We start from the raw sequence: 23,358 nt of genomic DNA, 5'->3' as shown, positions 1-23,358 counted from the left end.
GCATACTTCAATATTCTTTATGTGTGAGCTAATTAAAGGTCAGTAGCATTAAAATGTTTGTTGGGTGAAACGGGGTAGACAAATAGGGAGCTTGTAAATAAGCATTAACCATTTGATAAATTCAAAATTTTGTCGAAGCTACAGAGGCGGTTAAGCCCAAACATTGCGATTGGGCTTAATTAGTATATAGGTAGTGTTACGCTGAGACGTGTGTCGAAAGCAGGCAGTTGTCGCTCCCATATGAGTTACTTACGTAACCGTCAGCTGCAGGGTCGTTTTCCCATTGAGTGTCGTTAACGAGGTAACGAAATTCAAATTTGCTCTCTTTTGGGAGGCGAATTTTAGTCGTGAACACTTTTTGGCGGTTGAGTTTCATCGGCGTGGATTGCCATTGATTGAAATCACCACATACAGCGACGCTCTTTGTTTCCACATCTTCTTTTGGCCACTGGAAAGTAATTTCTACTTCGTTTTTTGTCTTAAAATATTTTTTTGTAAACATATCTATTCCCTTTGAATTTAACTGTTTGAATTAAAGCAAGTAAAGTGCCAATTAAAAAAGCATGCTTATCCTTCGTTTCAACTGTCATTACCCTACAATGAGCACAGCTTTGGTGCAAGCTGTTGCTTATTGATGCAAAGGTCAAAATAGGTTTGAGATGCATTCAAGACAGTATGGTGAAGATACATTTTAGATTTTGCTTCATTTGTAATATCGCTCTACCTCCGTCGTTTTATAGGATTGATAATCACGCTTTCAATTCTGTAAGCTAATGTTGACACATTAGAAATATTCATTTGTTTCTAGCGTCATTTTGACGCTGCCATAAACATGACGTCCCTCGCAATTATTGATATCCTTACTGATATAAGAAATATCTTGTTACATTTGTTTTGATGCCATTTTGGCGCGCTTGGGGTTTTTATGGATGTCGATGTAATTCGTCACAATGTAGTCGTAAAAGAAGTGTCGGGTGACGTTGTTGTTGTCTGGGTTGATGGAAGCGCGAAAAAGGCGGAAGTCGGCGAGATCATTACTAAAGACCATATTGTAATCACTGGGTATAACTCAACGATTACAATGATTGATGCTGACTCACAGCTTAACTTGAATGCTAACTGTATAGCGTGTGGGGACGCTGACGGTGGTTGGGGTGTGGCGCCTGTAGCGGGTGAAGTGAACTTCAATCTAGAGCAACTTGAGAATACGGATATTAGTGAAGAAGATCTCGCAGCCATTCAAGAAGCTATTCTAGCAGGCGCCGATCCAACGGAATTATTAGAAGCAACCGCTGCGGGTGGTGTTGGTGGTTCAGCTAACGCAGGCTTTGTGACCATTGAATATAACGGCGCTCAAGTCCTTGCGAGTACGTTCTTTGAAACCTCTGCGATTGTTCGTGATGAAATAGCGACGGCTGATGATGAAAGAAGAACGACTGCTCTTCCAACTGGTGGTGAAAGCATTAGTCAATCAGTCCAAGAAGGGTCTTTATCACTTAATTCTTACCCTCAATCGACTACAACCTCAATAACTGTTGAATCTAGTGATCTTGCTTTAGACCCCGGTTCATTTTCACCTTCAGCCGTATCACTAGAGTTACTACTTACGGAACTTAACTCAGATATCACCTCATCCGGTGAAGCCGTCGAATTTGTTTATGATGAAGCTGAAAATGCGATTGTCGGAACAAACGGTGAAGGCGAAGTCCTTCGAATAGACATTGACGCTGTTTTATTAGGAAGCAATGTCACGCTTGAACTTACGACGACGATAACTCAACCTATCGACCATGTGTCATCTGTTGGCGGCGGACAGGTTTCAATAGTTGATGATCAAATTACGATCTCATTTGAGATACAAGGCGCTGATTCCGCGGGTAATGCTCTGATTGTTCCAATCGACGCAGCGATTACGATTGATGACGGCAACAATCCTGTGATTACTGATGTCTCTTCAATCAATCTTGATGAGTCAGGGGTTACTGGTGGCTCTAACGAAGGGGCAGCAATAGTTTCAGGAAATGGTCAAATCTCAGTTGATGCAGGCAGCGACACTATCGATCACTTTGAATTAGAACCTACCGAATTTAACAGCGACAGTGCTCTGTTATCGCAAGGGCAACCCGTTCAGCTTGAATTGGTCAGCAACGAAAATGGCATTCGCACTTATGAAGGTTACGCCCAAATAAACGGTGCTCGTGTTACGGTTTTTGAAGTGAAAATCGACTCCCCGGCTTTAGGGGGCTATGAATTCACCTTACTTGAGCAGCTTGATCATCTTGGTGCTGAGGATGCGTCTACGATCATTAACCTGCCGGTTTATGCTGTTGATGCCGATGGTGACCGTTCTAGCCTTTCTCAAGGAGAGGCTGACGCTCAAGCGGCAATGATACAAGTGAATGTTCAAGATGATGTTCTTGAACTGGTGGACAATAGCTTCACCGTTACTGAGCCAACGTTAGACGGCGAAACGTCGGTATCTCATAGTTTGTTCAACGTTGAGGGGGCTGATACTGCAACGATTCAATCTTTTACTTACTCTGATGAGACGTATGAATTAGATCAAAGTGCTGCTGATGGCGCATTGCAAATTTTTACCTTTGCAGAAGGGACGCTCTCTGTCTCGCTAAATGGTGAATTTGAGTTCGTTGTGGTTCGTGATATTGACCACTCTAGTAATGAAACTATTGCTAAGCAGTTTGTGTTTACGGCAAAAGATGCGGATGGTGACGAGGACATTGCAACCGTCGATCTTAAAATTACCGACGGTAAAAACCCTGAGATCAATGTTGTACCAAGTGTCAGCCTATCTGAAATCAATCTTGAAGATGGCTCATCACCAAATAACGCTAGCCTAAGCAATACACAATCAATTACTTACTCTGAAGGTAGCGACGACGTCAGCTACTTTAGAATTGCCAGTGACGAGTTTAATACTGACGGATCGCTAACCTCAAATGGTTTGACCGTCGAGTTAAAAGAAGAGCCTAGCGATTCGGGTCAATACGTTGGTTTTACCAAGAATGCATTAGGGCAAGAGACCCAAGTTTTCACTATTGTTTTCAATAACTACGTAAATATTAACAGTAGTGACAAAGGCAATTACACCTTTACCCTAATTGAAGCGATTGATCACCCTGATGGACTCCAAAATAACGAACTAGAATTTGAACTGCCCGTTTACGTGGTGGACACAGACGGTGATGATTCAGAAGTGAAACAGCTGTCAGTCAGCATTACTGATGATGTTCAAGGTATGCAAGACGGCGGTCTTACCATCACTGAGCCAAGCTTGGATGATGTTAACAGTGGCACGCCAAGCACTGAGACTATTAACCTAATGCCAACGCAAAGCGCAGACGGTGCAACCATCACGCAATTTACTTTTGATGGCAGTGACCCATTCACGCTTGATCAATCGGTAGTGGGAGAGCAAGCGTTTGACGTTAATGAAGGTACGTTATACCTGACCTTAGATGGTGAAATGCGTTTCGAACCAAACCGAGACTTAGACCATTCCAAAGGCAATATTGTTAAGTCTATCGTTGTCACTTCCAGTGATGGCGATGAAGATGTGGTTACCTCGACAATTACACTGACTATCGAAGATGGTGAAAACCCAGAAATTAACCTCGTACCGAGCGTTAATTTATCAGAAGCAAGTCTTGGTGACGGTTCATTACCCAATAACGCCAGCCTAAGCAGCACACAATCGATCAGTTACACACAGGGTAGTGACGATGTTAGTCACTTTAGAATTGCTAGTGATGAGTTCAATTCGAATGGTGCACTAACCTCCAATGGCTCAGCTGTAGAGTTAAGAGAAGAGCCCAAAGATTTCGGCCAATACCTTGGTTTTACAATAGATTCACAAGGGAAAGAGACTCCAATTTTCACTATTGTTTTCAATAACCATACGAATGTTAACAGTAGTGACAAAGGCAACTACACCTTCACTTTGATCGAGGCACTCGATCATGCAGATGGATTACAAAATAACAATGTAGCTTTTGAACTGCCTGTCTATGCGGTTGACACTGACGGTGATGATTCAGAGGTAGAGCAGCTGTTGGTCAACATCAAAGATGATGTACAAGTGATGCAAGATGGTAGTTTTACGATTACCGAGCCTAGTGAATCAGACTTAAACAATGGCACGCCAACAACAGATATGGTCACCGTACTGCCGACTCAAAGTGCTGACGGTGCGACAATCACCCAGTTCACCTTTGATGGTGGTGCTCCAATCACGGTTGACCAAACAATACTAGGTGAACAATCGTTTGATTTTGATGAGGGCACACTTTACGTCACATTAAACGGTGAGATGCGTTTTGAGCCTAATCGAGACTTAAATCATTCGAATGGTGATATCGTCAAATCCATCGTTGTTACCTCAACTGATGGTGATAAAGATGTGGCGACTTCAACAGTGACGCTAACCATTGAAGACGGTGAAAATCCTGCGATTAATATCCTTCCGAGCGTTGAGCTATCAGAAGCAAGTCTTATTGATGGCTCTTCACCTAATGTTTCTAGTGTTAGTACTACAGCGTCCATTGCCTATACGCAAGGTAGTGATGATGTAAGCGTTTTTAGAATTGATAGTGAAGCGTTCAATGCGAGCACTTCACTTACTTCAAATGGATTAACGATTAAGCTAATCGAAGAGCCTAGTGATTCTGGGCAATATGTCGGCTTTACCACCGATGCTCAAGGGCAGAAAACTCAAGTATTCACCATCGTTTTCAATAACTACGCTGACGCTAATAGCAGTGATAAAGGCAACTATACCTTTACATTAATCGAAGCGATCGATCACCCCAATGGCCTCGACAATAACCAGCTCGCCTTTGACCTACCGGTTTACGCGGTGGATACCGATGGTGATGATTCAGTTGTGAAACCGCTGACGGTCAGAATCACCGATGATGTACAAGTGATGCAAGATGGCAGTTTAACGGTCACAGAACCAAGTGCATTAGATCTAAGCAGCGGAACGCCAACGACTGACACGATAAATATACTGCCTACACAAAGTGCAGATAGCGCGACAATCACTCAATTCACCGTTGATGGTGGAGATGTCATTACGCTTGACCAATCGATAGCAGGTGAGCAAGCGTTTGATTTCCCTGAAGGAACACTTTACGTAACTCTAGCTGGTGAGGTGCGCTTTGAGCCTAATCGAGATCTCGACCACTCGAAAGGTGACATTGCTAAGTCTATAGTCTTAACCTCTAGAGATAGCGACAAAGATGTTGTGACGTCTAAGGTGACGTTGACCATAAAAGATGGCGATAACCCTGAAATCAATGCAATACCAAGCGTTGAGCTGTCAGAAGCAAATCTTGATGATGGCTCTTCACCAAACGTGGCAGGCGCGAGCGTGACAGCGTCTATTACTTACACCCAAGGCAGTGATGATGTTAGCCACTTGAGAATATCTAGTGAGGAGTTTAATGCTGACAGGTCGTTAACCTCAAACGGTTTGGTCGTTGAGTTAAAAGAAGAGCCTGCCGACTCTGGTCAATATGTTGGTTTCACTAAGGATGCACAAGGGCAAGAGGCTCAGGTCTTCACCATTGCGTTTAATAATTACGCAGATGCCAACAGCAACGATAAAGGTAATTACACATTTACCCTAATTGAAGCGATTGATCATCCTGAAGGTTTACAAAATAACGAATTAGCATTCGAACTGCCCGTTTATGCGGTGGACACAGACGGTGATGATTCAGCTATGAAGTCGTTAACCGTTACCGTTACTGATGATATTCCAACCATTGATGATACGACAAACACAAGTACAATCAGTGTTGATGAAGATGCGCTGTCTGGTAGCAATCCTCAAGTCACTGGCTCATTTGTTACCACAGAAGGGGCGGATAGCGTAGTTTCTTATGAGTTACAAAACTTAGCTGATACAGCGAGTGGGTTGTTCTCGTGTGGTGAAAGCATCACCATCGAAAAAGTGACAGGCGATGCCAACAGCACCAGTTATCAAGGCATGGCTAATGGTGTCACTGTCTTTACCTTAGTGTTAACTGACAATGGCTCTTATACATTTACTCTGCTTGAGGCCATTGATCACTTAGGCGATGTGGATACACTTTCCATTCCTTTTGATGTTGTCGCTATCGATGCCGATGGTGATGCTTCTAAAGGTTTCTCTCTGCCAATAGAAGTCATTGATGATAAGCCTTTTATTTCTAACACAACTGGGGAAAACCTAGTTGATGAGGATGATCTTACTGGTGTTGGTTCTGACCAAAGCAATGACACACAGGTGTCGGGGCTGTTTGTCATCGAGGAAGGAGCAGATGGAGTTGTAGAATACGAACTCGTTGATGCAAATTCTACATTATTGGGGCTTACCAGTGGCGGTGAATCTCTTGAGTGGGGGGCGCTCATTGAAAGCACATCTGCATCAGGCCATAGCTTTACCTATACCGCACAAACTGAATCAGGCACACCTGTTTTCACTATCACATTTGATACGAGTAACAACAGTTACCAATTTGAGCTGTTGGGCTCTTTAGATCACGGTGTTGTAGATAGCGAAGATACCCTACAACTAGATTTTACTATTGTGGCCACAGACTTTGATGGTGATGTCTCTAATCAAATCAATCTACCAATTACGATAGTCGATGATGTGCCGTTTTTAACTGAGCATTCAATCACTCGCATTGAAGGGCAAGGCTATAGAAACAGCAAGATTGATATGTTTGAGAATGTCACTGATGAAGGGGCAGACAGCGCGAAGTTAACTCAAATTGAAGGGACTACGGAAAGTGGAGCAACCATTGTTTTTGGTGGTCCAAGAGGAACTTATCTAGATTCTGTTGATCTGAATGATGGGCGACAAAATGTTCGCGTTTATGAGCAAACTGATGATGGCGCTGGTGGAACTGAGACCAGACAACTCGGCATACTAAGAGTTAACTCAAATGGAGAAATTGAGTTTCGTGCCAACGGTAATCTTGAGCATGATGGTGATGAGATTAACTTCTCGATTGATGTGACCGCAACAGACGGAGATTTAGACACCTCAACAGCGCCACTTGAAATCACCATTAGTGATAAAGAGTCTCGTCCAATATCCCTCAAAGTCACCACGTTTGAAGATTCAGGGCGAGATGCCAGCATTAACTACGCTTCAGGCGATGAGCCGGATGCTGAAAATATTCAAGATAACCAAATAGGTTTGTCGGATACGCCTGCTCAAATATCATTACAAGTAAACCTCTTTGACGCTGATAATAACGAGTCAATTGGCGCTTTGACGATCAAAGGCGGCAATCATCGAGGCGACTTCTACTATCTAGAAAATGGTGAGTTCCATAAGTTAGACGCAGATCCAGTGACTGGCAATATCATTTTTAATGATTCAGTGTTGCAGCAGAGCTTTAGCCAAAGTGGTAACAACACCATCGCAACCATCGATAATCTTTACTTCGTACCCGATGAAAACTACTCAACGGGTAATGGCGGCGTAAAAATTAACTATCAGCTCGAGATTAATAACAACGGAGTTGCGGACCATACAATTGATTCGAATTTTAGAATCGAAATTGAGAGTGTTGCCGATATTGCGGATTGGAATGATAACCGAAGTACCTACCACTATGAGTTAGGTGAAGATGACAGTAATGTTCGGTTAGAGCTTCGAGCGGAATCGCAAGACACAAGTCGACCAGAAACCATCACCTATGAGCTAAAAGTGACTCAAGGAGAAGGGCAGTTTGAGCTACTTGATCGCAATGGCGATGTTCTGACGCCAGTGAATGGTGTTTACATTATTGCGGCGAGTGACATCAATCGTATTGAAGTGAATCCAATCGATAACTTCTCTGGGCAAATTCGATTTGAAGCGACTGCCATTACCGAAGAGCGCTCAAACGCGTATAACGATGGAACGGTAGACAAATCTACAGCACGTTCAGAATCGCAAGAGTTGGTTATTGATGTAACACCAAGTGCTGATTCTGGCAGCTTTAGCGTTAGCAGAATTCAGATAAATGAAGACAATATCACCAATCCAGATTATTACGGTAGTGATGAAAATTATGACCCGTTTACGCTAGATGAAGCGATCACCATGAACCCTTCAGTTGACAGTGATGGTTCAGAGGTGCTGTTCGTTCGTATCTCAGACGTGACTGAAAACGCTGAATTTGTATGGATTGGTAGTGGCGATAGCCAAATTACAACCGTTGAAATTGACGGAGTAACCTATTTCGAAATCCCATACGATCAGCTAGCTAACGTTGATGTTGTGCCTGAAAAACACAGTAACGAAGACTTCTCTTTTAAAGTCACTGGTGTAGTCAAAGATAGCGCATCTTTATCTGATGGGGCTGTGCATGTATCTGAGCAGGAGCTAGGAACTAAAGTGGTGAATGTTGAAGTCTCTGGCGTTGCTGATGTAGCGGTAGCACAGACGATCGGCTCACACTGGAGTAGTTTTACTGAAGGTGGCGTTCAAGGTGTCGAGACAACCATAGAAGAGAGCCAAAGTGGTGATCACTATGCTGTTTTTGATTTCTCGGTCATATCGGGTGAGCGAGGTGATAAACCACTTGATGACTCTGAATCCATAACTGTTCTTCTATCTAATATCCCAGAAGGTGTCGTTATTGAGGACAGCGATGGGACTCAGATTGATCTTAACTTTGTCGGATACGATGGCAATGGTCAGCCTATCTACGAAGCGAACGTTACGGGGTTTAATACCACCTCAGGAATCATAATTCGACCAATAGACTCATCGACAGAGAATATTCATATTACCGCTAACATTATTGTTACGGAAAATGATGGTCATGTTCATACCTTTGAACAAGAAGTTCGGGTCAATGTCGCACCTGTTATTGATGCTTCAACTAACTACACAAACAGCTCTATTGGAAATGAAGATCAGTGGATCAATATCGATTGGCATCCAGAAGGGTCAGATTACATTGATAGCGATGAACACTTCACATCGATAACGCTTGAAGGTATTCCTTTAGGCGCTCAGGTTATTGTTAATAATGCTTTAGTTAGTGCCGTCGTTAGCTTAGACGGTCTATCTCAGGTTGTTGTTATTGAACCTAATGGTTTGTCGCCAGATGCATTTACTCAAGCGGCCCTTAAAGCTGATTTCATTCAAATCTTACCGCCAGTCGATTCAAGCAAAGACTTCACATTAAGCTCAACGGTTGAGATTGAAGAGCGCGACCACGAATACACCAGTGACGACATTGTTGGTGAGGGTGGTCGTGTTACCGCAACGATAACTGGCACCATTGATGTGACAGTGCGAGCTATTGTCGAAGACCAAGATGCAGACAATAAGCTCGTTGTGACCAATGAAACGGGAGCTATAGATTATACCGACAATGCTGCCGGAGCTATTACAGCAGATGACAAAGGTATAATTCGCTTTACCACTAACAGTGACAATCTTTCGTTGGATAGTGAATACGTTATCCAGTACAAGGAAACGGATTCTTCATCGGTTGAAGTGGTAGAAGACGTTATCGTTGAATTGACCCACCTCGATGGTAGTGAACTTAGTTTAGATATTATCAGCCAACTCGTTGTTAACGGCGCAGCTTATGAAGGTAACGGTCGTTGGATAATTATCGATGAGGATGCCTTTAGTATCAGTGCGCCACAAGGGCTTGATCTAACACGTGGCATTACAGGTGATTCAAACAGTTATAACTCAATAAAACTCAATATAGAAACACTCGTAATTGATGAAGGGGAGGATACCAATGAGCACTCCCCAGAACAGCAACGAACGGGTTCGGTAACGCTATCATTCCCTGAATCGATTGACGGAGGAGATGAAGTTGCTGCGGAGATAACTGTTGCCCAAGATAGCATTATTCATGCAACCGAAGATCAATCTGTTGATTTAGGTGCTCAACTCAACAGCATTATCAGTTTTACCAATACAGATACTTCAGCCGATGAAGTGACGATTGTTATAGACGATTATGTGATGATTGATGGTAAAAGCTATCCAATATCTATCTCTGGCGCAGAAGTAGATTTCGTTAATGGACAGTTTGTTTTCCAAACGACAATTTCTGATGCTGGCGTAGTCGAGTCTTTTGATGGACTCACATTGAAGCTTCCAAACGACTACTCTGGTGACTTTAGATTACCAATTACCGTTATCACTAAAGACATAACTTCAGGAAATGAAAACTCTGAGGAGAGCTCGGTCGTGGTTCGAGTAGATCCTATTGCTGACGTAGGCGGTGATGAACCAGCCATTTCTATTAAAGTGATAGGTTCGCTAGATGACAGCATGACCCCAATGGATCTCGATGGAAGTGGTCAAGCGGACAGCATCGGCTACGAAGACAGTTATATTCAGCTTAGCCTAGGTCATGAATTGGCGGATAAAGTCTCAGGTATTGAAGGGGGGCAAGAAGTTCTTTCTTCGGTCACACTGACGTTGGCCAACCCTGATATCGGTGCATTTTATGATACTGACGGTAAAAACTTAGGTACAGAGCTTACCTTTGATGCCAGCCAAATTAGCGCAGGTGCACTCGACAATATTCTATTTAGGGCGAAAGAGAACTATCCAGGTGACGATGATCAAAATGAAGTGACAATCAACGTATCAGGAACGGTGACCGATACCGCGACATTTGATGAGTTTACACCTAATCAAACGGTTGAGCATTCCGATAACTTCTCTACCAGTGTCAGTTTTGAAGTAACACCAGTTTTAGATGGCGTTACCGTAACGGGTACGATTGATGACCCTAACGATACCAATTCTTCAGACGGCACCGACCAAATCGTAGAGATCACCACTAACGAAGATGAATCAGTATCGCTAGGCATAGCGGGCTCGGTGAGCCTTTCATTGATTGACTTAGATGGATCCGAGCAGTTTGTATCGTTTAAGTTTGTGGATGTTCCAGACGGCTTCTTGCTAACAGCTGATTCTGGCTACACGGTTAAAAATAATGGAGATGGCGTATGGAGTGTTCAAATCCCATCTGATGCTGGCTCTACGGTTGATTTGAGTGCAATCTCTATTTTACCACCGAAGAACTACAGCGGAACGGCTGAGTTTGGCGTTACGGTATTTACTCAAGAGTCATTATTAGGTGTTCCAACAGAAGTTGCTGACTTGCCTAAGTTTATCCTTAATGTGACGCCGGTCGGTGACAGTATCGACATTGATGCCACTGATGCAATCTCGGGCTTAGAAGGCCAGAATATCGACATTGATATTAAAGCTTCTGTTATCGATAAATCAGTAACGGTTTCAGGCAACGGTGTTTACTTTGAAAACAGCGCAGAAGTGTTAAGAGTCGAAGTCACTAACGTTCCTGATGATGCCACGATCTTCTACCCGGACGGTGTAACACCAGCAACTTACGATTCAGAAACGGGTACTTGGACGCTTAATATCTCAGCTCAACAGCTCGACAAAATCATATTCAACTCTGGAGAGCACAACAGCGACTCGGGTAACGCTATTGGTATCGATAAGCCATTGACGATTAAGGTTCGATCGGTTGATAAAGACTCTGATGGTAACGAGCACCTAGGGCCACAAATTGTATTCAACGTAGATTTAGTGATAGATCCGGTTAATGACCAACCTACGTTTGTGAATGTGTCTGACTTGGAGACGCAAGAAGACATCAGCATCGCCATTGACTCATTCAGCATCGCGGATATTGATGCTACCTATGATGATCCAGACGCGATTTACACTCTAACGCTGAGCGTTGATCAAGGCGATCTAGAATTTTCCGCATTCCCTGATGTGACGTTCTCATTGGATGCTCAAGGTAAACTCACGATGACGGGCAGTGTTGGCGATATTAATGCTGCATTGAACGCAGGTAAGGTCACGTTTAAACCTGATGCTGAAAGTAACAACATTAATTCAGGAAGTGCAGTGACCGTTACAGCTGTCGTTGATGACGGTGGAAATAACGGCGTGATTGATCCAAATGACAGTACGACGTCATCAACCAATCAAGCGACTTTTGAGATAAATGTCACGGAAGTGAATGATCAGCCTCAAGCTAATAATCTCGACTTCGGAACGATTTTAGAAGAAGGGCAGATGATCATCTACGCAAAAGACTTGATTGATGCGACAGATGATATGGAAGGAGACACTATTCGTGTTGTCGACCTAACGCTTGAAGAAGGACAAGGTCAATTAGAGAAAAGCGCAGATGGCACTTACTGGACGTTTACTGCTGCCGATGAATTCAATGGTAGTGTAAAACTTGGTTATGTCGTCGAAGATGATGGACAAACCAATGGCTTGAATGACTTTTTACAAGATAGCGCAAAGGTTAGTTTCATTGTTGAAGGGGTAAACGATGAGCCTGTGATTGATGGTACAGGTGTGACTCACGTGGTGAGTGAAGACACGGCTCAATTAATTAGTGGTATTAACATCAGTGACCCAGATTACGTTGATGGATACGCTGACGATCTAATGACTGTAACGCTAAGCATTAATGCTGGGACATTGTCGGTTGCACTGCCTGTTGGCTCGGGTGTTGTGGTAGCGGGTGATGGTAGCGGTACCGTTGTTCTCACCGGAACTTTGGCAGATCTGAATGCACTTATCGATACACCAACCGCACCTCACGGCCTCTTTTTAGATGCTAGTGATGTTTCAATCAGCAATATTGACCTTCAAGTGGTTGCGAAAGACAGCGGGAACCCATCGGGTATTGTGATAGAAACTGATCCTGTGCATTACGATATAGCAGTGATACCAGTGGCAGATACGCCAACGTTAACGGTTGATCCAGCGGTTAATTACATTCGAAATATTACCACTAGCCAAGCGGCAAGTAACAACGGCATCGCGATAGTAGGGCTTATTGCCGCGCTAACGGACAGCCGAGAAATATTGACGTTAGAAGTCTCGGGATTGCCAGATAACGCTAGCTTAAGCAGCAATGCAGGAAGCGCCACTTTCATGTCCGGTGTATGGGTGGTTTCTGCAGATGCAATTGATTCACTTCAAGTGAACAACGCGCCTATTGGCGAGCACACTTTGAGCGTTCTTGCCGTTTCGACAGAATCAAATAACGATGAAGCTTTCTCTCAATCTATCGATATTCAGCTCAATGTCGTATCAGATGCGTCTGTTATCGATATGTCTACTGAAACAGACGATCAACAGATATTGGCGGACGGTGAAAACAGTACACTGACTGGAGGAAGTGGTGACGACCGCTTAGAAGGAGGGTCGGGTAACGATACTCTCGAAGGTGGCGCAGGTAATGACACACTATTGGGCGGTGAAGGTGATGATATATTAGTTGGTGGGCTAGGTTACGATGTTCTCACTGGCGGTACAGGAATGGATACCTTTGTTTGGCATGAGATCGATGATGGCGTCACTGACACAATTACTGACTTCCATTTAGACGAAGGAGACCAGATCGATTTGAGAGACGTTCTGCCTGAGTTACGCATGGACAATGTCAATATGGATACCCTGCTTGAACATCTTGATGCAAACATCAACGGAGATGACATAACGCTTACCATTCACCCTCACGGTGTTGGTGCTGAAGAGCAAACGATCTTAGTTGAAGACTTAGCTCCTCAGTTATCTCTCAGTGGGTTTGAGTCGACTGATATTGTCACTGCAATGATTGAGCAACAAGTGATTATGCACGAACTGTAAGAGCCGTTATTTTTCTCTTCCTAGGGAAACTCGCGCTTTAGCTAATACCTAAAGCGCTGGTTCTTTCCCTCAAATCTAAGTTAATCCTCCGATCGATATAAACGCCTTCGAGTGACCTAATGTTGGTCGCCTTTCTAAACCGATAACGTGTTACCATTTGCCAGATAATTTAAACGCAAACTGAACTCCTTCTCGGTACGAGAGGATGTATGTTATTGATTGGATGAAAATAGATGAATTACATTAGCCTACTGTTAGATGCAGAAGCACATAGCATTGTTGCTGACCTAGTGGATGAACTGGAAAGTGACCAAGACGGTTGGATAAAGATGAATGCTCGACTGGCCTCAATGGTTGATGCTCAGTTAATCGAAAGTCAATACGTAGGCAAAGTTCTGTGGTTCAGTGAGTCTGACTTTATTGAACAAGAGATCCAATACTCTTAAAAACAGATGTTCCTAATCAGTCGAGAGCGAGTGTTATGTGTTCAACCCTAGGTAAAAAGGGATGAGTCTGAAATAAGGCGATAGGTTAGGTTAATCCTTTCAGTTTTTGGCTTCTTGGTTTTTGGAACGGTATGAAGCCAATACTTCTGCATTTCACCCGCCATAATTAGCAAACTTCCCGAGTTAAGATCGAACGTATATTTCTGTTTAGTTTGTTTGTGCTTTAGGTGGAACGTTCGAGTTTCGCCCAAACTAATAGAAGCGATAACTGGCTGCGATCCAAGTTCAGGCTCATTATCGCTGTGCCAACCATTTGAATCACTGCCGTCACGGTATAGATTCGCTAATACAGAATTGAATCGAGCATTGGCGACTTGTTCACCGTTAGTTACGTTTTCACACTGAGACTTTAGATCTAACAGTATCGGCAGCCAAGGATCGGGTTCCATGGTGAGATTGGAATAGCGATAACTGGCATCGCCATACCATGCTTGTAAGCGAGGTATTGGCATGGTCTTGCCAAATAGCGTTATTTCATCACTACGCCACCGGACCTGATCACGTAGAGCACCAAACAAAGCTTCTGCCTGATCATTATCGATAAAGTTCGGGTCCCAATACAACAAGCCATTAGGTACCGAGTGCCATGTTTTTAGTTGAATAGGGCTAGCCACGGGCAATTGTGATATCCGATATGTAACCATGTTCTGTATTTACTAACGCTTGTTTAAGCATGGAAGCCGCTTCGGTCGCGGTCATAAAGCTTGAAGTGTCTCTCTCTTTGTCGCCTAAATCCCAGAAATTGGTCGCCATTCCACCTGGATATACGGCGATGATCTTCATTGGGCTATCTTTCAACTCAAGACGAAGTGATTCGATAAATCCACGCACTGCCCACTTTGCCGCGCAGTAAGTCGATTCGCTCGCTTTCCCCGCTTGAGCTGCGGTCGACATGACGACCACTATTTTTACTTTTTGGTCGCGGTAGCGTTTGATTAACTCACGCAAAAATAGAATGGTTGAGGTAACGTTGTTATCGAGCAGTTTTTTGATTTCGATAGGTTCTTGCTGCTCAATATTGCCAAAATAGCCACTACCCGCACAATGGATTACTGTGGAAGGTGTTTCTGTTATTGAATCAAATAACTCGGTCACGCTTTGTGGATCACAGAGGTCAGATACTTGTGTTTTGACCTTGTCAGACAGTGGCGCTTGCACTTGGTCTAATCGTTGTTGATTACGTCCAGTCAGTGTTAACGATGCACCTTCATGACCATATAAGTTAGCCAATGCTGCGCCTAATCCGCTACTTGCTCCAGTAATTAAAATCATAGTTATCTCAGACTGTTTAAACTGCCCCCAATGTAGCGTTTTCACTAAAAAATATCTTCTTGGCTTTAATGTGAAAGCTCACAGTTTCTTAATCTTATATAAGGTTTGGCTTTGACTGGAGGGTGTGGAAAAATGGGTGGATACAAGCTTAACAATGCTGGTCTCAGTCGTTAACGCTAAATCGAATCAATTAGAGGTAGCCCTTTGTCTCCTGAACAAAATCGAATTAAAAAAGCCACGCGTATAGAAAGCGTTATGAATTCTGCAATGTGGCACTTGGGGCAAAGGGATCTTACCGAAAGTGAGTTGATCTCTAAGCTGCGTGTGAAAACCGACAATGAAGAGTGGATAGCCGATACGATGGAGAAACTTCGTGGGTTTGGTTATCTAAAATCAGATAATGAATTTGCCGAAAAATTCGCAGAACGTGCATTTGCTAGTGAATATGGTTCAGGGTACATTCTAGAAAAACTCAAAAAGAAAGGGATCAAAGATACCTTGATTCGAGAAGCGATAGCGAAGGTTACTGAAGCACTGCAAATCGATGAGCAAACAATATTAATCGATCGAGTAAACAATACTTATCAAGAGTTTACGATAAGCAAAGAAAAACTCGTCTCAACGCTTCAAAAAAGAGGCTTTAGTTACGCGCAAGTGAATGAAGCGATTAGACAGCATATCTGTTTTGACCAGCTTCAAACTAACCTTGAAATCAAAGCTGAAAAAGCAGATTTGGAAAAAGAAATTCTAAAGTACGCTCGTAAAGGGAAGGGCTTGACGGTTATTCGCCAAGAGCTACGTCAGCGCAAAATCGACATTACTGAGCTTGAGACCACTGTAGAACGTTTAATGAACGCTGAAGAGATTGATTTTTACTCCTCTTGTTTGGAGCAGCTTGAAAAAAAATCGTATGATCTTAAGACCCACAAAGAGCGCAGTAAAGCGTATGCGATGTTAAGCCGAAAAGGGTTCTCATCAGATGAAATTAAGTTTGCTATGGAAGAGCTTAGCTAGTCTATTGGCTAAGATATTGGACAGATCATTTACTGGTAGCTTTGCTCAGTTCACGTCGATATACAGCGGGTGTAGCGCCGACTCGTAGTTTGAATTGCTGAGACATATGTTGCTGTGATGAAAAACCACATAGCTGAGCAATATCCGCTAGCGTGGACGTATTATTGGTAAGCAGTTGCTTAGCGAGTTCAATACGGCGAGACAGAACGTATTGGTGAGGTGTGCAGTTAAAGCTTGTTTTAAACATTCTAGCGAAGTGAAAATCACTCAAGTTAGCCAAAGTCGCCAGATCACTTAGTGAAAAAGAGCGAGATAGATTTGCCTCGATAAATTCAGTGACACTTCGTTGGTTTGTTATAGATAGCCCGCCAGTACTTATTGCTTTGGTCATTGAGTAATTACAATAACGGCGTAGAAGGTGTATGAGTAGCATTTGCTGAGCGTGCGAAACTATCAACTTATCAGTTGAATCCTCCCAGTTTTGATTCAGCATTGTTTCTCTAATTAGCTGGCTTACAAAAGGGTCATCAACGAAAGTGAGTTCACTTAGCTCAATGTGTCTGCCTTCTTTATCAAATACTTGTTCTGTAAAACTTTGTAGATGTGCTTGTTCAAAATAGAGGTGGAAGAAAGAAAATGGCGCTGAAAAAGCCCAATCTGAACGATGATCTTTTGGCATTAAACATAACTTATCTATTCCACCATTCAGGTTCCCGGAGTTCATGATCCGCTGCGTATTGTGACCACCTTGTAAGTAGTAGCTTAAGGTATGATGCCCGGGTTTATCGTAACTAGCACTTCCATTACTATTGCTCCACACAGCAGAACCCATGCCATTATCTAGCCATAGCTCCTTATGCAGTGTTGCAGTGTTGTTAGACAATACACTGTAGACACGCTTGTGCTTATCCCTAAACGGGGAACGCTCATCCAATACAAACTCCCTATATTTCTTAATTCAATATACTTACTTTCAATACTTGTGAACACTAAAGGCGAAAGAAAAGCGCAAGAATCTGTAAAAACAGCAGGAATACGGACGAAGTACATGACTGAACTAAGTAGCCTTATCAAATAGTTTAAATAAGGAAGAAAAGTGCAATGAATGCAATTTTATACACAGTTACCGTATTAATTTGGGGCTCAACATGGCTGGCGATAGCATATCAACTCGCTGATACACCGGTTGTCGTGTCTGTTGGTTGGCGGTTTGCCGTAGCGTCCATTGCGCTGTTCGTTATTTTGATTGTTCGAAATGCATTACCTAGGCTGTCTATTGAAAACCATAAAATGGCAGCGCTTCTTGCCTTATGCCTGTTTTCAAATAACTTTCTACTCTTTTACGCTGCAACCGAATACTTACCCAGTGGTTTGAATGCTGTTGTATTTTCACTCGCTCCCATACTGAATTCGTTTAATCTCTGGATACTTGAAAAACGCAGACCATCTACTGCATTTTTGCAGGGGGCCATAACGGGATTTACAGGGGTTGTTCTTTTGTTTGCTTCACAATTTGTCAGTGCAGATATGGATCTAACCATTTTTCTTGGCTTAACGCTTAGCTTCTTAGGTACGTGCTTCTTCTCGATGGGGAATATGGTGTCAGCACGAGCGCAGAAAAAAGAGATGCCACTATTGCCAACTACCGCATGGGCAATGGGGTATGGGGCGCTATATCTATTGATCATTGCGTTGATCTTGGATTTACCACTAAGCATACCCGACACATCGACCTATGTATCTGCTCTAATGTATCTTGCCATTGTTGGTTCCGTGATTGGTTTCAACACGTATCTGGCACTGGTTGGTAGGATTGGAGCGGCAAAAGCAGCTTACTGTACTGTGTTGTTTCCGCTAGTCGCTCTGTCGTTATCTACAATATTTGAAGGATATGAATGGACATGGCTATCAGCTATAGGTGTTGTTCTGGTATTAGCGGGCAACCTTCGTGTGTTTGGCTTTCATGAACCTGTTATACGTTGGTATCGTACCTATAGCAGCCAACCGTAATGCCTAATGATGAATAAACTTTATTAAGGCCAAGCGCGTTTTTTTACGCTGCTGCCGTTGACTTTAATCAGCTCTATGGCCTTTTTAGACTTGTCTTCGATGGACTTCAAGCTTTGTGTTACCTTGTCTTGAAACTCATTGTTTTTTCCAGAGAGATTTGTTTGTGAGCTTGAAGGGGACTTTAATTGATGCATCAATTGTTCAAGCTTTTTGTTTTGCCCCTCAAGTGCGCTAACTTTTGCCGTTAGCTCTCGAATCATTCCATTTTGTTCTTGGAGCTTAGATTCAATACTGTTAAAAGCCTGAAGTATTTGTCCAACGTTTTGATCTGCCATATAAATATCCAATTAAGCCTTTCTGACATAATATAAAGTATAGGCAATGCATTTTGATTTACTTTAATAAATGTATTGAAGTTACGCATCTATCGCACTGACTTCATTTACGTTGGTAGCACCATAGTACAAGTTAGGTACACATATAAGGCTGATATCATAAGCTTTTGTATTTGTTAACTATCTCAAAGAATGGAAGAAAAACAAGAGCTACCATGGTGATAATTCGATTTCATCAGGACCAGTTATTATGAAGAGCACATCAAAAAGTAAGCCGATTGTTGCTATTTCCAGTGTATTTTTCTTATTGGGTTTTCTATTTCTCAATGTTTCATCACAAGCGTTACTGTCTATTATCGTTATTCATATTTCGTTCTCGATGATAGTTCTGAATGCAGACTTAATTCGCTCAAACCCAGAAAGTGATAAAGAATAAATAGCGAACATAAATTTTTGATTTATGTTCGCTATTTAGTTGAATACTCGACTAATCTGGCGGTAAGGACTTCTAATGGATTATTTACAATACTACGGCGTTGATTGGGTCGCGATGGTCTTTACTTTCCTCGCAATTTGGCAGATTGGTAATAAGAATAAAGCAGGCTTCATTTTAATGATGTGCGGTAACTCAAGTTGGATTGTTGTTGGTTGCCTAACGGGCAGTATTGCCATGATCATTGCCAATATTATATTCTTTGCCATGAATCTCAGAGCGATAGTTCAATGGTCTAAGCCCGAGAATAGAGTGGCGCATGAAGCTTAATGCAACACTTTAGAAAATAGACAGATCATAAAGTGTATATTTTTGTAGGAAAAGCCAAACGTATATATGCACATTATTGTTTATGTGTTCTGCGTCAAAATTGGTACCATAAAAAGGTTGTATTTTGGATACGTTTCCCCACTCATAATAAGGATGTTTTATGAAAACGTTGAAGATCGAAACCTTCACTCTTGGCGAAAAAGAAGACACAATTAAAGTACCATTGGCTTTAGCTAAACTGGCTGTTAGCCCATTTTTAAAGCGGCTAAATAGTGATCAAGCAGAGATCGTGACAACAGCTATGAAATCCAATGATTTTCTAGGCGTAATCTTAGAAGTAGAAGAGCATCAATCGAATGAAAAAATCATATTTTCGATTGTTTAGGATATAGTCAGGTTTAATTCAACTCTACTAATAGGGACTGAAGATAGCGTTATGCGTTTACCTTAATTTCCATATGAGGAAGTAATGGACTACTTATACTCACTGGTTTTATTTGCAATTGTTTCATCTGCGACCCCAGGACCAAACAATATCTTACTTATGACATCTGGGTTGAACTTTGGTATTAAAAGAAGTTTACCAGTTATGTCTGGCATCTGTTTTGGCTTTGCGTTTATGCTTTTTCTTGTTGGAATAGGTTTTGGGCAGGTGTTTGAGCTTTATCCAAGTTTGCACCAAATTATTAAGGTTATAGGCGTTTCATATTTGCTTTACCTTGCTTGGTTAATTTCAGGGTCAAGCGGTCGCTTATCAACGAAAGAACAGAAAAAACCACTAACATTTCTCAATGGAGCACTATTTCAATGGGTAAACGTGAAGGCGTGGGTTGTAGCGACAGGCGCTTGTGCTGCTTTTACTATACAAGGGGCAGAACTGTTTAATCAAACGCTTACTTTGTCGGGAACATTTTTGATCGTATCGTTTCCTAGCGTTGGTATTTGGTTATTTTTTGGTTCTTGGCTGAAGCGGTATTTAAACAATGAAGCCAATCGCAAATGGTTTAACTGGACAATGTCAGGCTTGTTGGTCGTATCTGTTTTACCAATGGCGCTGGAGTTAGTTGAACAGTATACCTAGTTAGAGTATTTGAGTATGAATGAAAAGTGCCAGTGAATAACACTAGCACTTATTTCTAGTCAGGTTCTGGATTGAGCAGATTAACCTAAGTAGCGTTCCACTAGATGGCTTTTGAAGAAGTCAGCATTTAGTGTTTCTCCCGTCGCTTGTTTAACAAGTTCGTCAGTTGTAAGTAAGCTGCCTTTACTCCAAATGTTCTCACCCAGCCAATTGAAGATAGGCGTTAAATCGCCAGAATGAATGGCACTATCCACATCAACCGTTTGTTTCATTGAAGCCATAAATTGAGCCGCATACATAGCGCCTAAAGTGTATGAAGGGAAATATCCAAATGCCCCGTCTGTCCAGTGAATGTCTTGCATGCAGCCATTTTTAAAGTTCCCTTCAGTTTTTAAACCGAGGTATTGCTGCATTTTTTGATTCCATAGCTCTGGCACATCAGTATGTTTGATTTTCCCATTGATCAGATCACGCTCAATTTCATAACGCAGAATAACGTGGGCAGGGTAGGTTAGCTCGTCCGCATCAACACGAATGAAGTCTTTCTTAACTCGTGTATAGAGCTTTTGGAAGTTATCAAAACCAAACAATGCAGGATCATGTGTCGTGAATTGTTTACCAGCGAGGCTAGACAGATGTTGAATAAACGAATCACTACGGCCTACTTGCATCTCGAAAAATAGTGACTGAGATTCGTGAATACCCATTGAACGAGCTTCTCCAGCAGGTAATCCACCTAGCACTTTAGGTAGACCTTGTTCATAGCGTGCATGGCCTGTTTCGTGCACAATGCCCATCAGTGATTGAACGAATTCAGACTCATCGTACCTTGTGGTAATTCGCACATCTGAAGGCACGCCGCCGCAGAATGGGTGCACACTTTCATCCAATCGGCCGTGTTCAAAATCAAACTGTAAAAGCTTCATTACGTCTAAACCAAGAGCTTTCTGTTGGGTAGTGTCAAACTGTCCGACTGGCGTTATAAAAGCTTCAGATTTTTGTTTCTCAATAACATCATCAATAAGAGATGGAAGCCAAGTTTTTACATCGGCAAACAGTACATCTAGTGATGCTGATGTGGTACCCGGTTCGTAAATGTCGAGCATGGAATCATAAGGAGACAGTCCCGTTGCTTCCGCACGAATTTGCGCTTCTTCTTGAGAAAGCTTAACGACTTCAGCCCAGTTCGTTTCAAACCCTTTCCAGTCATTATCACCACGTTGAGAGCGCCAAGCGTGTTCACACTTAGAACCAGCAAGGGACTTGGCCTGAACTAGAGACTCAGGCAACACGTTCGCCTGCATCCACTGGCGTTTTAACTCACGCAGTGAAGCATTGTCTTGTGCAGAAAGTGTTTCAGCTTCAGCTTGGGCAAACCAATCAGAGAGTTGAGGTTGAGTCAGAAGCCCATGAATGTGAACTGAGAGTTGTGCCATCGCTTCTGAACGCGCTTGGTTACCACCAGATGGCATCATAGACGCTTGATCCCAACCACAAATAGCAGCTAAGTGATTAAAGTGTGAGATTGTTTTTGAGTGTTCGACTAATTTATTGAATGCAGTCATTACGAAGCCATCCATGACGGAAGAAAGATGCTTTCAGTGTATCAATCTTTAGTTGATTCTCAAGTAATTAGACGAGAATTAAGGTTCTGACAGTTCATCTGAAAGTACCCAATCTGAAGAGTAGTGATTAAATAAGCGTTGGCAAAATTGAAGTTTTTCAGCTTCCGTTAAACCCAGCATAAACTGATAGGTTGCGTTCTCACCGAGCAATAAGTATTCATTATCGATATGTGGTGCAACTTGTTGGTATTTAGGTGGTAAATGTACTCGTGTAGCGAATATTTGAAATAGAGAGTTGTCGACGTGTTTAAACGATTCACCGGACAGTAAAGAGAGGCCGCAAGCAGTGAAGTTTCCTCGGTAGTATGAAAATGCTTGTTCATGAGTGAGTTCATTTTGAGCCGCTTCTTGGAAATATCGATCGGCAGTCGTGTTTGCTCTACTAAAACTTGCGATCAGTAAAAGAAGACAGGCAGCAACTATGATTGGAAACAACATTCTGTAGAGGTTACTCATAGACACTCGTTTAGCGATAAGGATTATAATGGATATCCGGTGTTATTGATGGAGGTTTAATCACTCGTAGAGCGGGGGAGGTCTACGAATGATTAGCGCTTCAGTTTTCGTTTTTTATAGTCAATTTGAAGTTGTGCAGACTTGGTAAGCGTTAATTAGTTTAAGGCAACGAAGTGTTTGTCTGTCATGCAGTTACGTAACACAGTTTGGTAAGCTTGTTGGTTTTGTTGTTGTGACGCATCGGCTGCGCGATTACCTTTTATTCGTCCGCTAACTAAACCAATGGCTGCACCTGTTTTAGCAGCATCAGAGCCTGAATTTCCACTGATCGCCCCAACGGCTGCACCAGCCGCCGCCCCTTTTGCTGCACCTGATACGGCAGAACCTTTGTTTGTGGCTTCGGCTTTTTGAGTCGTATTGGCAATATCTTGGCATTCGTCAAGCTGATCAACGGCTTCTTCTTGTGAAATATTATCGTAGTCGAAGATTAAATTAGTCGAAACATCCGTCACGACGCCACCATCAGCGAAAGCGGTGTTAGACATTAATAGCAAGGTAGCAATGATGTAGTGTTTTTTCATAATGGCTTCTCAATCGTTAGGA

16 protein-coding genes are annotated in these 23,358 nt (G+C 42.5%); 8 read left to right on the top strand and 8 right to left on the bottom strand.

Annotation, left to right across the window (positions count from 1 at the left end):
• Positions 1–196: 196 nt before the first annotated feature.
• The gene (locus L4C54_RS01985; RefSeq protein ID WP_428806881.1) at positions 197–502 is read right to left on the bottom strand and encodes an isoamylase early set domain-containing protein; all 306 of its coding nucleotides are present in this window, start codon (positions 500–502) and stop codon (positions 197–199) included.
• A 423-nt stretch (positions 503–925) separates the two neighbouring features.
• Between L4C54_RS01985 and L4C54_RS01980 the strand changes: the two genes are divergently transcribed.
• A complete protein-coding gene (locus L4C54_RS01980) occupies positions 926–13,693 on the top strand; it encodes a retention module-containing protein (RefSeq protein ID WP_428806880.1) in 12,768 nt (4,255 codons plus the stop codon).
• Between the two features lie 233 nt (positions 13,694–13,926).
• Positions 13,927–14,139 carry a hypothetical protein gene (locus L4C54_RS01975; protein WP_428801801.1) on the top strand — a complete coding sequence of 71 codons (213 nt, stop codon included), beginning with the start codon at positions 13,927–13,929 and terminating at the stop codon, positions 14,137–14,139.
• A gap of 47 nt (positions 14,140–14,186) precedes the next feature.
• On the opposite strand, the gene L4C54_RS01970 is transcribed toward L4C54_RS01975, so the two are convergent.
• Positions 14,187–14,843, bottom strand: a complete 657-nt coding sequence (locus L4C54_RS01970) for an alpha-ketoglutarate-dependent dioxygenase AlkB family protein (RefSeq protein WP_428806879.1) — start codon at positions 14,841–14,843, stop codon at positions 14,187–14,189.
• Complete coding sequence (locus tag L4C54_RS01965) at positions 14,806–15,471, bottom strand: SDR family NAD(P)-dependent oxidoreductase (protein WP_428806878.1); 666 nt, start codon at positions 15,469–15,471, stop codon at positions 14,806–14,808. The genes L4C54_RS01970 and L4C54_RS01965 overlap by 38 nt, the downstream gene beginning before the upstream one ends.
• Before the next feature lie 255 nt (positions 15,472–15,726).
• Between L4C54_RS01965 and L4C54_RS01960 the strand changes: the two genes are divergently transcribed.
• Positions 15,727–16,485, top strand: a complete 759-nt coding sequence (locus L4C54_RS01960) for a RecX family transcriptional regulator (RefSeq protein WP_428806877.1) — start codon at positions 15,727–15,729, stop codon at positions 16,483–16,485.
• Between the two features lie 25 nt (positions 16,486–16,510).
• Here L4C54_RS01960 and L4C54_RS01955 read toward each other — a convergent pair whose 3' ends face one another.
• Positions 16,511–17,419 carry a helix-turn-helix domain-containing protein gene (locus L4C54_RS01955; RefSeq protein WP_428806876.1) on the bottom strand — a complete coding sequence of 303 codons (909 nt, stop codon included), beginning with the start codon at positions 17,417–17,419 and terminating at the stop codon, positions 16,511–16,513.
• 167 nt (positions 17,420–17,586) lie between these two features.
• Between L4C54_RS01955 and L4C54_RS01950 the strand changes: the two genes are divergently transcribed.
• Positions 17,587–18,495, top strand: coding sequence for a DMT family transporter (locus tag L4C54_RS01950; RefSeq protein WP_428806875.1), 909 nt, complete (start codon positions 17,587–17,589; stop codon positions 18,493–18,495).
• 23 nt (positions 18,496–18,518) lie between these two features.
• Here the strand turns inward: L4C54_RS01950 and L4C54_RS01945 are convergent, their stop codons facing one another.
• Positions 18,519–18,830, bottom strand: a complete 312-nt coding sequence (locus tag L4C54_RS01945) for a hypothetical protein (RefSeq protein WP_428806874.1) — start codon at positions 18,828–18,830, stop codon at positions 18,519–18,521.
• A 250-nt stretch (positions 18,831–19,080) separates the two neighbouring features.
• Here L4C54_RS01945 and L4C54_RS01940 point away from each other — a divergent pair, with 250 nt between their 5' ends.
• The 4 genes from L4C54_RS01940 to L4C54_RS01925 all read left to right on the top strand — a co-directional run bounded on the left by L4C54_RS01940 (position 19,081) and on the right by L4C54_RS01925 (position 20,674).
• On the top strand, positions 19,081–19,266 hold the full coding sequence (locus L4C54_RS01940; protein WP_428806873.1) for a hypothetical protein: 186 nt from the start codon (positions 19,081–19,083) through the stop codon (positions 19,264–19,266).
• Positions 19,267–19,341: 75 nt separating this feature from the next.
• The gene (locus tag L4C54_RS01935; protein WP_428806872.1) at positions 19,342–19,593 is read left to right on the top strand and encodes a PnuC protein; all 252 of its coding nucleotides are present in this window, start codon (positions 19,342–19,344) and stop codon (positions 19,591–19,593) included.
• 160 nt (positions 19,594–19,753) lie between these two features.
• Positions 19,754–19,978 carry a hypothetical protein gene (locus L4C54_RS01930; RefSeq protein ID WP_428806871.1) on the top strand — a complete coding sequence of 75 codons (225 nt, stop codon included), beginning with the start codon at positions 19,754–19,756 and terminating at the stop codon, positions 19,976–19,978.
• 84 nt (positions 19,979–20,062) lie between these two features.
• Complete coding sequence (locus L4C54_RS01925; RefSeq protein WP_428806870.1) at positions 20,063–20,674, top strand: LysE family translocator; 612 nt, start codon at positions 20,063–20,065, stop codon at positions 20,672–20,674.
• A gap of 80 nt (positions 20,675–20,754) precedes the next feature.
• Here L4C54_RS01925 and L4C54_RS01920 read toward each other — a convergent pair whose 3' ends face one another.
• The 3 genes from L4C54_RS01920 to L4C54_RS01910 all read right to left on the bottom strand — a co-directional run bounded on the left by L4C54_RS01920 (position 20,755) and on the right by L4C54_RS01910 (position 23,336).
• The gene (locus tag L4C54_RS01920) at positions 20,755–22,239 is read right to left on the bottom strand and encodes a carboxypeptidase M32 (protein ID WP_428806869.1); all 1,485 of its coding nucleotides are present in this window, start codon (positions 22,237–22,239) and stop codon (positions 20,755–20,757) included.
• 78 nt (positions 22,240–22,317) lie between these two features.
• Positions 22,318–22,755 (bottom strand): hypothetical protein, encoded by a 438-nt coding sequence (locus L4C54_RS01915; RefSeq protein WP_428806868.1) that lies wholly within the window; start codon positions 22,753–22,755, stop codon positions 22,318–22,320.
• Positions 22,756–22,910: 155 nt separating this feature from the next.
• A complete protein-coding gene (locus L4C54_RS01910) occupies positions 22,911–23,336 on the bottom strand; it encodes a glycine zipper family protein (protein ID WP_428801820.1) in 426 nt (141 codons plus the stop codon).
• Between the last annotated feature and the right edge of the window lie 22 nt (positions 23,337–23,358).

Origin of the sequence: Vibrio lamellibrachiae, assembly GCF_050337265.1 — a bacterium.
GTDB lineage: Bacteria > Pseudomonadota > Gammaproteobacteria > Enterobacterales > Vibrionaceae > Vibrio > Vibrio kyushuensis.
The sequence above is the reverse complement of the archived record's forward strand: the minus strand, read 5'-3'. Positions and strand labels throughout refer to the sequence as shown.

Excerpts from the sequence above, each read along its gene's own strand:
- L4C54_RS01965 (WP_428806878.1), bottom strand. The coding sequence starts at position 15,471 with ATGATTTTAATTACTGGAGCAAGTAGCGGATTAGGCGCAGCATTGGCT.
- L4C54_RS01930 (WP_428806871.1), top strand. The coding sequence starts at position 19,754 with ATGAAAACGTTGAAGATCGAAACCTTCACTCTTGGCGAAAAAGAAGAC.
- L4C54_RS01935 (WP_428806872.1), top strand. The coding sequence starts at position 19,342 with ATGGATTATTTACAATACTACGGCGTTGATTGGGTCGCGATGGTCTTT.
- L4C54_RS01910 (WP_428801820.1), bottom strand. The coding sequence starts at position 23,336 with ATGAAAAAACACTACATCATTGCTACCTTGCTATTAATGTCTAACACC.
- L4C54_RS01975 (WP_428801801.1), top strand. The coding sequence starts at position 13,927 with ATGAATTACATTAGCCTACTGTTAGATGCAGAAGCACATAGCATTGTT.
- L4C54_RS01960 (WP_428806877.1), top strand. The coding sequence starts at position 15,727 with ATGAATTCTGCAATGTGGCACTTGGGGCAAAGGGATCTTACCGAAAGT.
- L4C54_RS01970 (WP_428806879.1), bottom strand. The coding sequence starts at position 14,843 with ATGGTTACATATCGGATATCACAATTGCCCGTGGCTAGCCCTATTCAA.
- L4C54_RS01950 (WP_428806875.1), top strand. The coding sequence starts at position 17,587 with ATGAATGCAATTTTATACACAGTTACCGTATTAATTTGGGGCTCAACA.
- L4C54_RS01945 (WP_428806874.1), bottom strand. The coding sequence starts at position 18,830 with ATGGCAGATCAAAACGTTGGACAAATACTTCAGGCTTTTAACAGTATT.
- L4C54_RS01925 (WP_428806870.1), top strand. The coding sequence starts at position 20,063 with ATGGACTACTTATACTCACTGGTTTTATTTGCAATTGTTTCATCTGCG.
- L4C54_RS01985 (WP_428806881.1), bottom strand. The coding sequence starts at position 502 with ATGTTTACAAAAAAATATTTTAAGACAAAAAACGAAGTAGAAATTACT.
- L4C54_RS01920 (WP_428806869.1), bottom strand. The coding sequence starts at position 22,239 with ATGACTGCATTCAATAAATTAGTCGAACACTCAAAAACAATCTCACAC.
- L4C54_RS01915 (WP_428806868.1), bottom strand. The coding sequence starts at position 22,755 with ATGAGTAACCTCTACAGAATGTTGTTTCCAATCATAGTTGCTGCCTGT.
- L4C54_RS01980 (WP_428806880.1), top strand. The coding sequence starts at position 926 with ATGGATGTCGATGTAATTCGTCACAATGTAGTCGTAAAAGAAGTGTCG.
- L4C54_RS01940 (WP_428806873.1), top strand. The coding sequence starts at position 19,081 with ATGAAGAGCACATCAAAAAGTAAGCCGATTGTTGCTATTTCCAGTGTA.